Here is a 12,281-nt window from a genome sequence, read left to right as displayed (position 1 = left end):
GGTCCAACCTCTTTATCTATTCTTTAAGCATGAAATTAATCCATAGGTAAATACTAAAATATATCATGCTTGAAGGGAGTATTGGAATGAATACAGATATCCTAAATTATGATTCCGAAAATCAAGAAGGCGGGGAGCCTCAAAAAGAGGAAAAGCCTTCTTCAGGACTTATAGAAAAAATTCAGCAGTTAGGGCAAACCAATGTACCACAGCTTTCACCTGATTCCAAAATTCATTGTTTGACGATTGTTGGCCAAATAGAAGGGCATATGGCACTTCCGCCTCAAAACAAAACAACCAAATATGAACATATCATCCCTCAGTTGGTTGCCATTGAACAAAACCCAAATATTGAGGGAGTTCTTATTATTTTAAATACAGTGGGAGGAGATGTTGAAGCAGGATTGGCAATCTCTGAAATGCTGGCGTCTCTTTCCAAACCAACTGTATCCATTGTTTTGGGGGGAGGTCATTCCATTGGCGTTCCAATCGCTGTTTCCTGCGATTATTCATATATAGTAGAAACAGCCACTATGACGATTCACCCAATTAGACTGACGGGGTTAGTCATTGGGGTTCCTGCAACTTTTGAATACTTGGATAAAATGCAGGAGCGAGTGGTGAGCTTTGTTACAAAACACTCGAATATCTCAGAAGAGAAATTTAAAGATTTAATGTTTGCTAAAGGAAATTTAACAAGAGATATCGGGACAAATGTGATTGGTATTGATGCAGTAAAATCCGGTCTCATTGATGAGGTTGGCGGCCTTGGGCAGGCAATGCGAAAATTAAATGAAATGATTGAATTAAAGAAAGAAAATAAAGAAGGTCTTGTCCAGTGATTTTATATACTATGATGCCGCAGGAATTAATTTTCCCACAAGATTCAAGTGTTTTTCAACAGCAACAAATGGTAAACTACCAAGGAGTCCCACTATTAGTTGAAAAAACAGATAACCAAAGCTACCAAGTTATCCGGATCTTAAGCAGTGATCCTCAGCATTATTTAAATGCAAACATTTGTCCAGGGTCTAAAATTTCTTTATTGAATCTCGATCGATAATCAGAAATCCAATAAATTTTTATGGTATACTTAAGTTAAGTAGACAAGAGCAGCCATTGGGCTGCTTTCTTCCTTTTTACATAAGAGATGCTAATATAAATGTTAAGGTGATTAAATGGTCAAAAAGAAGAAAAGACAACCCAAAAGAAGAGAGAATCAACTGAAACGAACAGTCCAATATGAATTATCTGCTTTGGTTTTATTAGCACTGGCAGTTATTTCAATGGCTAAGCTTGGCGCCGTCGGCAGGGCAACTGTATTCTTTTTCCGTTTTTGGATGGGAGAATGGTACATGCTAGGTTTGATCGGCCTAGTTTTTTTAAGTATTTATTTAATGTGGAAAAGGGAGATTCCATTTTTCTTTCATATTAAATTAGTTGGGTCTTATTTAATCATTTCAGCCATTCTTTTATTAAGCCACGTAACCCTTTTTCGCTTATTAACCAACAACGGCAAATTTAAAAACCCAAGTGTTATCGGAAACACATGGGAATTATTTTTAATGGATCTCCGAGGAGAAACTTCGACCACTGACCTTGGAGGTGGCATGATTGGAGCCGTTTTGTTTGCGTTATTTCATTACTTATTTGCGGAAACAGGCACTAAGATCATAGCCTTTGTCTTTATTCTGATTGGATTTATATTATTGACAGGTAAATCTTTTGGGGACTTTATTGGCAAAATAATGATTTCTATATTTGGTTTTATCAAACATCAATGGGAAGAGTTTAAAACGGATCTTTCCAGCTGGAAGCAAAAGAAACAAGAACAAAAAAAGGAGAAAAGAACAGAGCAAAAGGAAGAAAAGACTTCACCAATTTTGAACAATCCTCCGATTATCCATGCTCAGCCTGTAGATGTTCCTGATGTCCAGCCAACTCCAGAACCAATTATCTCAAGCTTTGCAGATCGAGCTTATGTTGAAGAGATCCCGTTAGAAAAATCAGAGAAAGACCAGAATAAGAACAATAATAGTAGAAAAAGAAATGAAGTAGTGGAAGAGGAAGATAATACCCCACCGATTTCATTTACTGAAGTAGAAAATATCGATTATGAATTACCACCGCTAAAGTTGTTGAGAATGCCTAATAAAACGGATCAGAGTGGTGAATATGAATTAATAAATAAAAATGCGGCCAAACTCGAAAGAACGTTTCAAAGTTTTGGTGTTAAGGCACGGGTTACACAAGTTCATCTCGGCCCTGCAGTAACAAAGTATGAGGTACATCCAGATGTAGGGGTCAAAGTAAGTAAAATAGTCAGTCTAAGCGATGATATTGCCTTGGCGCTTGCAGCAAAAGGGATTCGGATAGAGGCGCCAATCCCAGGGAAATCTGCCATCGGAATAGAAGTGCCCAATACAGAAATTGCTATGGTTTCATTAAGGGAAGTCTTAGAATCTACCCATAACGATAAGCCGGATGCCAAATTGTTAATTGGATTGGGTCGTGATATTACTGGTGAAGCGGTAGAGGCTGAGCTAAATAAAATGCCCCATTTGCTGGTTGCCGGTGCAACCGGAAGCGGAAAAAGTGTCTGTATCAACGGAATTATTACCAGCATCTTAATGCGGGCAAAGCCTCATGAAGTAAAATTAATGATGATTGACCCAAAAATGGTCGAATTAAATGTTTATAATGGGATACCACACTTGTTAGCACCTGTAGTGACGGATGCCAAAAAGGCCTCACAAGCACTAAAAAAGGTAGTTAGCGAAATGGAAAGACGTTATGAACTATTTTCCCATACCGGAACTAGGAATATTGAGGGCTATAATGATCATGTGATCCGGCATAATCTGGAGGAAAATGATAAACAGCCTCTTTTACCGTATATTGTTGTAATCGTAGATGAGTTAGCGGATTTAATGATGGTGGCATCTTCGGATGTGGAGGATTCAATCACACGACTTGCGCAAATGGCCCGCGCTGCCGGGATCCATTTAATCATTGCTACGCAAAGACCATCTGTAGATGTCATTACAGGTGTTATTAAGGCAAATATTCCTTCACGAATTGCTTTCGCTGTATCTAGTGCCACTGATTCAAGAACTATTCTTGATATGGGAGGAGCTGAGAAACTCCTGGGCAGAGGGGACATGCTGTTCATGCCTGTTGGAGCTTCGAAACCTGTTCGGGTACAAGGAGCTTTCCTATCTGATCAAGAAGTAGAAGATATCGTTGAATTTGTTATTTCTCAACAAAAAGCACAATATCAAGAAGAAATGATTCCAGATGATCTCCCTGAAGCAACAAGTGAAGTCGATGACGATCTATATAACGATGCAGTTGATTTAGTTGTTGATATGCAAACTGCGTCCGTCTCTATGCTCCAGCGACGTTTTCGGATCGGTTATACGAGAGCGGCTAGATTAATTGACGAAATGGAAGTTCGCGGAATCGTCGGGCCATATGAAGGAAGTAAACCGCGAGCTGTCTTGCAATCCAAACCTAGTGAAGAGCAAAGTTCATAAAAAGGACAAGGATAATGAAAGAAAAAGAGCCGCTTGGCTCTTTTTTTAGTACTAATTTCATGTAAATCTGATACTATAGTAATGGACAAAATTAATGAAGATTTAGCAAAATCCTCCTACTATTTCTGTTGTGAAGAAGGTAAATATAGATTATAACAGAAAGTTTTCCTCTTTGTTAGTTAACTTGATGAATGTTCACAACTTCATGCCTTTTTTCGACAAAATCAAGAAATTCTATTTATTTATACCAAAAAACATGATAATATAAACTCGATTAGTAGGAATGATATCAGATGTCTGATGTCTTGAGAAAGGGCTGGAGGAATGCAGCATGTCCATAAAGTCAGATAACCGGCATTTATATTTACAAGTTATCGATCATTTAAAGCAAGATATTGAAGCTGGCGTTTACAAAGAAAAAGAAAAACTTCCGTCAGAATTTGATCTTGCCAAACAACTTGGTGTAAGCAGGGCAACTCTTCGTGAAGCACTGCGTATTCTTGAAGAGGAAAATGTGATTATCAGACGCCATGGTGTTGGTACGTTTGTTAATGCAAAACCTTTGTTTACCTCAGGGATCGAGCAATTGAATAGTGTTACTGACATGATTATGCAGGCTGGAATGAAACCAGGCACTATTTTTCTAAGTTCATCGGCACAAAGCCCTACCGAAGAGGATATTCGTCGTTTTGCATGTTCCACTAGTGAGGAAATAGTCGTAATGGAGAGAGTTAGAACTGCAAATGGAGAACCGGTCGTATACTGTATCGACAAGGTTCCCGCACACATTTTACCGGAAACCTTTTCTCATGAACAAGAATCAATTTTTAATATCTTAGATGGGGAGGCAAACCGAAGGATTACATACGCGGTTGCTCAAATCGAGCCAGTCGGCTACCATGAAAAAATTTCCCCAATTCTGGAATGTGACCCAGAAACTGCATTGTTGGTTTTAAAACAAATGCATTTCGATGAAATGGATGAACCTGTCCTTTTTTCGGTAAACTACTTTAAAGCGGATAAGTTTAGTTTTCATGTTTTAAGAAAAAGGGTTTAAATTTTTTTAAAAACTTTTGAAAACGCAAACAAGTCTATGCTTATCAACATTTCTACTTAATCAAACAAAATTATTAGGGGGTCAATACCTTGAAAAAGCGTAAAATTGGAATGGCGCTATCGTTAGTACTTGCTGCTGGTACACTACTTGGTGCTTGTGGAAAAAGCAATGACAACGGCGATGATACTTCAAAGGGCGGAGACAAAGGCAAAAAATTCTCTGTAGGTATGGTTACTGACGTTGGTGGTGTTGATGACAAATCATTTAACCAATCTGCTTGGGAAGGTCTTCAAAAGTTTGGCAAAGATAATGGTATGAAAAAAGGCAAAGACGGCTTTGACTACCTTCAATCCAAATCTGATGCTGACTATGCAACAAACTTAAATACACTTGCACGCCAAAACTTTGACTTAGTGTTTGGTATTGGTTTCATGATGCAAGGTGCTGTTGAAGAAATTGCAAAGCAGCAAAAAGACCAACATTTTGCTATTGTTGACTCTGAAGTAAAACAAAAGAATGTTGCAAGTATCCTATTTAAGGAGCAAGAAGCATCCTTCCTTGTAGGTGTTGCAGCAGGTATGGCAACTAAATCGAACAAAATTGGATTTATCGGCGGTATGGAAAGTGCTGTAATTGAGCGTTTCGAAGCCGGATTTGAAGCTGGCGTTAAAGCAGCAAACCCAAGTGCTACTATAGATGTTCAATATGCTGGTGCGTTTGATAAAGCTGAACTTGGACAAAATATTGCATCCAAAATGTACTCTTCTGGTACAGATGTAATCTTTGCTGCTGCTGGTTCTACTGGTAACGGTATGTTCAAAGAAGCGAAAGACCGTCTAGCTAAAGATCCAAGCAAACAAATTTGGGCAATCGGTGTAGACCGTGACCAATCAGACATGGGACCTGAAATTGTTCTTACATCTGCAGTAAAACGCGTAGACGTTGCTGTAGAAGACACTGCTACAAAAGCTATGAATGGCGACTTCCCTGGAGGAAAGGTAACTCTATACGGCTTAGCTCAAGATGGTGTTGCTGCAGCTCCAATTAACGCTAAAGTTGCGAACAAAGCTGATATCGATAAAGCAATCAGTGATTGGACAGAGAAAATTAAGTCTGGTTCTGTGAAAGTTCCTGGAACAAGAGCAGAATTGAAAACTTTTAAAGCAAAATAAGCACAGAAAAAGGAATAAGTGGGATCAATTCCTGCCTGCTTATTCCTTCTTAATTGAAATCTTAAATGAAGTGTAAAATTTATTTTTACTTTTCACTTAGGGTTTTAAAGTGGGGAAATTCCCCAATTTTTTTAAAACTTTAAAAGTCTGACCTCTTACTACTATTGGTCAAAATTTCCATACCTTTAAAACAGGGAGTGAGAATTTATGGATTATGTAATTGAAATGCTAAACATTCGTAAAGAATTTGGCAATTTTGTTGCGAATGATAACATTACCCTTCAATTAAAAAAGGGAGAAATTCACGCATTGCTAGGTGAGAATGGCGCCGGCAAATCAACTCTAATGAATGTCCTATTTGGTTTGTACCAACCAGAAGGAGGAGAAATTAGAGTAAAAGGAAAACCTGTTAAAATAACAGATCCTAACGTAGCCAATGATCTTGGAATCGGAATGGTGCATCAGCACTTTATGCTGGTTGATGTTTTTACTGTTACAGAAAATATTATCTTAGGAAGAGAGATTACCAAAAGAGGAAGTATTGATATTAAAAAGGCAGAACAAGAAGTTCGCCAAATATCTGAACGATACGGCTTAGCTGTTGATCCTCAGGCAAAAATCTCTGATATTTCAGTAGGGATGCAACAACGCGTCGAAATTTTGAAAACCCTTTATCGTGGTGCGGAAATCCTCATCTTTGATGAGCCAACTGCGGTTTTAACACCTCAGGAAATTCATGAATTAATTCAAATAATGAAAACATTGATTAAAGAAGGCAAATCTATTATTATCATCACTCATAAATTGAAAGAAATCATGGAGGTTGCCGATCGTTGTACCGTTATCCGTAAAGGAAAAGGAATCGGTACAGTTAATGTCAGTGAAACAAACGAGAATGAACTTGCCAGTTTAATGGTTGGCCGTGAGGTTGTTTTCAAAACAGAAAAAAAACCAGCCGAGCCAAAACAAGATGTTTTAGTAGTTAAAGATTTAACTGTAAAGGATACAAGAGGGGTTACTGTAGTTAACGGTCTTGACTTAACAGTTCGTGCCGGGGAAATCTTAGGAATTGCCGGAATCGATGGGAACGGTCAATCGGAGTTTATTGAAGCAATTACTGGACTTCGGAAATCGGATAAAGGCAGTGTCACCTTAAATGGGAAAGAATTAATAAATCATTCTCCTAGAAAAATAAGTGAAGCTGGGGTAGGTCATATCCCTCAAGACCGTCATAAACATGGATTAGTGTTAAATTTCCCAATTGGGGAAAATATGGTTTTGCAAAATTATTATAAAAAACCATTTTCAAAAAACGGCATTTTAAACTTTAAAGAAATCTACAAACAAGCAAAAAAACTAATCAGTGAATTTGATGTTCGTACACCAAGCGAATATGCCTTGGCAAGAGCATTATCCGGAGGAAATCAGCAAAAAGCCATCATTGGCCGAGAAGTTGATCGTAATCCAGATTTATTAATTGCAGCCCAACCAACCCGCGGCTTAGATGTTGGTGCCATCGAATTCATTCATAAACGTTTAATTGAACAGCGTGATCAGGGAAAAGCAGTTTTGCTTGTATCATTCGAATTGGATGAAGTCATGAATGTCAGTGACCGAATTGCTGTTATTTATGAAGGGAAAATTGTAGCAATTGTTGATCCGAAGGAAACAGATGAGCAGGAACTCGGATTGCTTATGGCTGGATCAAGTAGAAAGGAAGCGGGTGCAAATGTCTAAACGCTTGAAAGGTATTTTAACACCACTAATTGCCGTATTATTAGGGATAATTGTGGGAACCATTATCATGGTGGTCAGCGGATATGATCCTATCGCAGCCTTTACCGCATTATGGAATGGTGCCTTTGGTCAGGTTTATTATTTCGGAGAAGTTGTCCGCCAAGTGACACCATATATATTAGCAGGTTTGGCAGTGGCTTTTGCTTTTCGCGTCGGATTATTCAATATCGGGGTTGAAGGGCAATTTATGGTTGGTTGGTTGGCGTCTGTTTGGGTGGGAGTAGCCTTTGATTTACCGAAGGCCATTCATTTACCATTAGCTATTTTAGCTGCCATGGTAGCAGGTGCACTTTGGGCTTTTATTCCAGGGTTTTTAAAAGCACGTCTTCGCGTTCATGAAGTTATTGTAACTATTATGTTGAATTATGTGGCCTTACATGTAACAAACTATTTGATTAAAAACGTGTTAACTGACCATAAAGATAAAACTGACATGATTAAAGATACAGCAACGTTAAGATCCGGTTGGTTAGAAAGTATTACCGACTATTCAAGACTTCACTGGGGAATCATTATCGCAGTCGCTTGCTGCTTTATCATGTGGTTCCTGCTAGAAAGAACAACCAGAGGTTTTGAATTACGGGCGGTTGGTTTTAATCAAGATGCTGCACATTATGCAGGGATGAATGTTAATAAAAACATCATTTTGTCTATGGTCATTTCCGGTGTGTTCGCTGGTTTAGCAGGCGCGATGGAAGGACTAGGAACATTCGGTTATATCACTACAAAGGGTGGCTTTACTGGGGTTGGATTTGATGGTATTGCTATTGCCTTGTTAGGTGGAAATTCAGCACTTGGTGTATTCTTCTCAGCTATTCTGTTTGGTGCTTTAAAAGTGGGCGCCTTAAACATGCCTCTTGAAGCAGGCGTACCTAATGAACTTGTTGATATTATTATAGCACTAATTGTGTTCTTCGTAGCTTCAAGCTATATCATCAGACTAGTACTTGACAGATTTGGGAAAAAGGAGGTGAAGTAAGTTGAGCTTAATGGACATTTTAATGATCGTTGTTCCTTCCACTTTAGTTTGGGCTGCTCCACTTATCTTCACTGCATTAGGCGGTATTTTCTCAGAACGGTCCGGAGTAGTTAACATCGGACTTGAAGGTTTAATGGTAATAGGTGCTTTCTCATCAATCGTATTTAACTTATCGTTTTATGACACATTTGGAAATGCCACACCGTGGATCGCATTAATTGTAGCGATGGTAGCAGGCGCATTATTCTCCATTTTACATGCTATAGCGGCTATCACATTCCGTGCAGATCATACGGTATCAGGGGTAGCGATTAACCTTCTTGCTGCAGGGCTTTGTTTGTTCCTAGTAAAAGAAATTTACGGAAAAGGCGAAACTGGAATTATCAGTAAAGGATTTAACAAGATTGACATTCCAGTATTGATGGATATTCCACTACTAGGTAAGATCCTTTTCCAAAACACGTATTGGACATCATTTTTGGCCATTATTGTGGCTATAGTTGCTTGGTATGTTATTTTTAAAACCCCATTTGGACTGCGTCTTCGTTCCGTTGGTGAACATCCAATGGCTGCAGATACAATGGGTATCAATGTAACAAAAATGCGTTATATCGGTGTCATTATTTCAGGCGCTCTTGGTGGAATCGGCGGTGCTATTTATGCACAATCCATTACTAACAACTTCAGTCATGCTACCATCAGCGGACAAGGTTTTATGGCGCTTGCAGCGATGATATTCGGTAAATGGAATCCACTTGGTGCACTCGGAGCCGGTCTATTCTTCGGATTTGCCCAAAGTATCAGTATCATTGGTTCAAGCTTACCTTTCTTAAAAGAAATACCAAGTGTATACTTGTTAATTGCACCGTATGTATTAACAATTCTTGCACTATCCGGATTTATCGGCCGTGCTGATGCACCTAAAGCAGACGGAACGCACTATATCAAAGGTAGTCGTTAAGATTAAAAGGCCCTCACTGAGGGTCTTTTTTTTAAAATTATTTGGAATTATATAATATAAAAAGTAAAATATTAGTTATCAGTATAGGTTTTCGCTCCTGGGAAAAAATATAAAGAAAAATGTTTACATATCATAAGGTAAGACCTTTTTATCATAAGGAGGAAAGTAAATGGATGCCATGTCAGAAAAAGTAATAGAAATGAAGGGATATAAGCTTCACGTCATTGAGACAGATAAATATAAGACTAATTTATTGGTATGGAGAATGAAAGCACCATTATCAAAAGAAGATGTTACATTACGGGCTCTACTTCCACATGTTCTTCAAAGCAGTTCTGCAAAACATCCAACCACGACAGTACTCCGGTCATATTTAGATGAACTATATGGAGCCACACTGTATGTAGATTTGGCAAAAAAAGGTCCATATCATGTAATTAGTTTACTTATTGAAGTACCCAACGAAAAGTTTCTTTCCGATTCAAGTCCATTACTAAAAAAAGGTTTTGAACTGCTTTCAGAAATATTACTGAATCCCAATGTTTCTGCAAATGCTTTTGATAAAGAGACAGTAGAGAAAGAAAAACGGACACAAAAGCAACGAATTCAATCTGTGTTTGATGATAAAATGCGTTATTCCAACTTCAGGCTGATCGAAGAGATGTGTCAGGGAGATCCATATGCTTTACAAGTCAATGGTGAAGCCGATGCCGTTGATTCTATTACCCCTGAAAGTCTTTATGAATATTATCAAAAGGCATTAGAAGGGGATGAAATGGATCTTTATGTAGTAGGTGACGTCAAGGAGGAAGAAGTAAAACAGTTTGCTTCAGAACTTCTTCAATTTGAATCTCGCACCCCTATTAAAGCACCACCGTATGATTGGAAGAAACGTCAGGACGTTAAAGAGGTTAAAGAACAACAAGATATTAAACAAGGTAAGCTTAATATTGGCTATAAGACCAATATAGTTTACGGTGATCCGGATTATTTTGCTCTGCAAGTGTTTAACGGAATCTTTGGGGGATTCTCCCACTCAAAGCTATTTATCAATGTCAGGGAAAAAGCGAGTCTTGCTTATTACGCTGCAAGTCGTCTGGAGAGTCATAAGGGTCTCTTAATGGTAATGTCCGGAATAGATATGAAAAATTACGATAAGGCTGTAGGGATTATCCATGAACAAATGGATGCCATGAAAAATGGCAGCTTTACTGATGAAGAGCTTGATCAAACGAAAGCAGTAATTCAAAATCAAATTTTAGAAACGATTGACACTTCAAGAGGACTACTTGAAATTTTATATCATAATGTTGTGGCCACTTCAGATATAAAACTATCCACTTGGTTAGACGAAATGCAAAAGGTGACTCGGCAAGAAATTATCGATGTTGCAAATAAAATCGAACTTGATACAATTTATTTCCTAACAGGAATGGAGGCGGGCAATTAATGGAAAAAATTACTTTTGACCAGCTTCAAGAGGAACTTTACCACGAAAAAATGATGAATGGGCTTAATGTATATGTACTCCCTAAAAAAGGTTTCAATAAAACATATGCAACTTTTACCACAAAATATGGCTCAGTCGATAATACCTTTATTCCAATAGGAAAAACTGAATATGTAAAAGTGCCTGACGGAATTGCCCACTTCCTTGAGCACAAATTGTTTGAAAAGGAAGATGGCGATGTATTTCAACAGTTTAGTAAGCAGGGGGCATCAGCAAATGCCTTTACCTCCTTTACCAGAACAGCCTATTTATTTTCAAGTACTTCGAATGTTGAAAAAAACCTGGAAACACTAATTGATTTTGTCCAAAGTCCATATTTTTCTGAAAAAACGGTTGAAAAAGAAAAGGGTATAATTGGTCAAGAAATTACCATGTATGATGATAACCCTGACTGGAGACTTTATTTTGGAATCATTCAAAACTTATATAAAAATCATCCTGTCAACATTGATATAGCCGGGACCATTGAATCGATTTCACATATTACGAAGGACTGGTTATATGAGTGTTACAATACCTTCTATCATCCAAGCAATATGCTATTATTCATAGTGGGTCCTATTGACGCGGAAAAAATCATGAATCAAGTCAGGGAAAATCAAGCTAAAAAAGAATATAAGGAAATGCCGGAAATTAAACGAAAATTTGAAGAGGAATCGACAGAAGTAGCCGAGAAAAAACAGGTATTGCACATGAACGTTCAGACTTCTAAGTGTCTTGTTGGGATCAAGGCACTCCACGTGGATCAAACGGGAGAAGAAATGTTAAAAAATGAATTAACGATGAATGTTCTTCTCGATTTACTCTTTGGCAAGAGTTCCGAAAACTTTGACCTGTTATATAATGAAGGATTGATTGATGAAACTTTCTCCTATGACTACACGCAAGAACAAGGCTTTGGGTTCGCCATGATTGGTGGGGATACGAATAATCCTGATCAGTTGACGGAACGACTGAAAAAAATGCTACTGGATGTCAATAGCCAAAATGTTTTTACAGAAGAACAATTAGATCGAGCAAAAAAGAAAAAGATTGGTGCCTTCTTAAGAGCAGTAAACTCTCCAGAATATATAGCTAATCAGTTTACTCGATATGCCTTTAATGATATGAATTTGTTTGATGTTGTTCCTACCCTTGAAAAAATCACTTTAGCTGATGTTAGAAATTTGGCAGGTGAGGTCATCAATGAAGAACGTATAGCTGTATGCCAGGTAGTACCAAAACAAAAATAACTAACAGGAAAGCGTCGCATTGCCGGCGCTTTTCCTA

At 38.1% G+C, this 12,281-nt stretch carries 10 protein-coding genes; all 10 read left to right on the top strand.

Translation table 11 applies throughout. From position 1 onward, the window contains the following. The first annotated feature begins 86 nt into the window (after positions 1-86). The 10 genes from ACI3K6_RS20005 to yfmH all read left to right on the top strand — a co-directional run bounded on the left by ACI3K6_RS20005 (position 87) and on the right by yfmH (position 12,244). Positions 87-842 carry a ClpP family protease gene (locus tag ACI3K6_RS20005; protein WP_335480438.1) on the top strand — a complete coding sequence of 252 codons (756 nt, stop codon included), beginning with the start codon at positions 87-89 and terminating at the stop codon, positions 840-842. Further along, positions 839-1,063 carry a YlzJ-like family protein gene (locus ACI3K6_RS20000; RefSeq protein WP_435556207.1) on the top strand — a complete coding sequence of 75 codons (225 nt, stop codon included), beginning with the start codon at positions 839-841 and terminating at the stop codon, positions 1,061-1,063. Before ACI3K6_RS20005 ends, ACI3K6_RS20000 begins: the two co-directional genes overlap by 4 nt. Positions 1,064-1,178: 115 nt before the next feature. Next, on the top strand, positions 1,179-3,536 hold the full coding sequence (locus tag ACI3K6_RS19995; protein ID WP_435556206.1) for a DNA translocase FtsK: 2,358 nt from the start codon (positions 1,179-1,181) through the stop codon (positions 3,534-3,536). 331 nt (positions 3,537-3,867) lie between these two features. Continuing rightward, the gene (locus ACI3K6_RS19990) at positions 3,868-4,593 is read left to right on the top strand and encodes a GntR family transcriptional regulator (RefSeq protein WP_435556205.1); all 726 of its coding nucleotides are present in this window, start codon (positions 3,868-3,870) and stop codon (positions 4,591-4,593) included. Positions 4,594-4,682: 89 nt separating this feature from the next. Next, on the top strand, positions 4,683-5,765 hold the full coding sequence (locus ACI3K6_RS19985) for a BMP family lipoprotein (RefSeq protein WP_335480431.1): 1,083 nt from the start codon (positions 4,683-4,685) through the stop codon (positions 5,763-5,765). A 207-nt stretch (positions 5,766-5,972) separates the two neighbouring features. Continuing rightward, on the top strand, positions 5,973-7,502 hold the full coding sequence (locus ACI3K6_RS19980) for an ABC transporter ATP-binding protein (protein WP_435556204.1): 1,530 nt from the start codon (positions 5,973-5,975) through the stop codon (positions 7,500-7,502). Further along, positions 7,495-8,541 carry an ABC transporter permease gene (locus tag ACI3K6_RS19975; protein WP_435556203.1) on the top strand — a complete coding sequence of 349 codons (1,047 nt, stop codon included), beginning with the start codon at positions 7,495-7,497 and terminating at the stop codon, positions 8,539-8,541. Before ACI3K6_RS19980 ends, ACI3K6_RS19975 begins: the two co-directional genes overlap by 8 nt. A gap of 1 nt (position 8,542) precedes the next feature. Beyond that, complete coding sequence (locus tag ACI3K6_RS19970; RefSeq protein WP_435556202.1) at positions 8,543-9,502, top strand: ABC transporter permease; 960 nt, start codon at positions 8,543-8,545, stop codon at positions 9,500-9,502. 169 nt (positions 9,503-9,671) lie between these two features. After that, the gene (gene yfmF / locus ACI3K6_RS19965) at positions 9,672-10,952 is read left to right on the top strand and encodes an EF-P 5-aminopentanol modification-associated protein YfmF (protein WP_335475770.1); all 1,281 of its coding nucleotides are present in this window, start codon (positions 9,672-9,674) and stop codon (positions 10,950-10,952) included. Beyond that, complete coding sequence (gene yfmH, locus ACI3K6_RS19960) at positions 10,952-12,244, top strand: EF-P 5-aminopentanol modification-associated protein YfmH (RefSeq protein ID WP_435556201.1); 1,293 nt, start codon at positions 10,952-10,954, stop codon at positions 12,242-12,244. Before yfmF ends, yfmH begins: the two co-directional genes overlap by 1 nt. Positions 12,245-12,281: the final 37 nt, after the last annotated feature.

Origin of the sequence: Neobacillus solisequens (assembly GCF_051233465.1) — a bacterium.
Lineage (GTDB): Bacteria > Bacillota > Bacilli > Bacillales > Cytobacillaceae > Neobacillus.
Note: the sequence above shows the minus strand (reverse complement) of the source record. Positions and strands in the feature narration are given on the sequence as shown.

Bases quoted from the DNA above. Each gene is read 5' to 3' on its own strand.
- ACI3K6_RS19990 (WP_435556205.1), top strand. From the start codon at position 3,868: ATGTCCATAAAGTCAGATAACCGGCATTTATATTTACAAGTTATCGAT.
- ACI3K6_RS19980 (WP_435556204.1), top strand. From the start codon at position 5,973: ATGGATTATGTAATTGAAATGCTAAACATTCGTAAAGAATTTGGCAAT.
- ACI3K6_RS19975 (WP_435556203.1), top strand. From the start codon at position 7,495: ATGTCTAAACGCTTGAAAGGTATTTTAACACCACTAATTGCCGTATTA.
- ACI3K6_RS20005 (WP_335480438.1), top strand. From the start codon at position 87: ATGAATACAGATATCCTAAATTATGATTCCGAAAATCAAGAAGGCGGG.
- yfmF (WP_335475770.1), top strand. From the start codon at position 9,672: ATGGATGCCATGTCAGAAAAAGTAATAGAAATGAAGGGATATAAGCTT.
- yfmH (WP_435556201.1), top strand. From the start codon at position 10,952: ATGGAAAAAATTACTTTTGACCAGCTTCAAGAGGAACTTTACCACGAA.
- ACI3K6_RS19995 (WP_435556206.1), top strand. From the start codon at position 1,179: ATGGTCAAAAAGAAGAAAAGACAACCCAAAAGAAGAGAGAATCAACTG.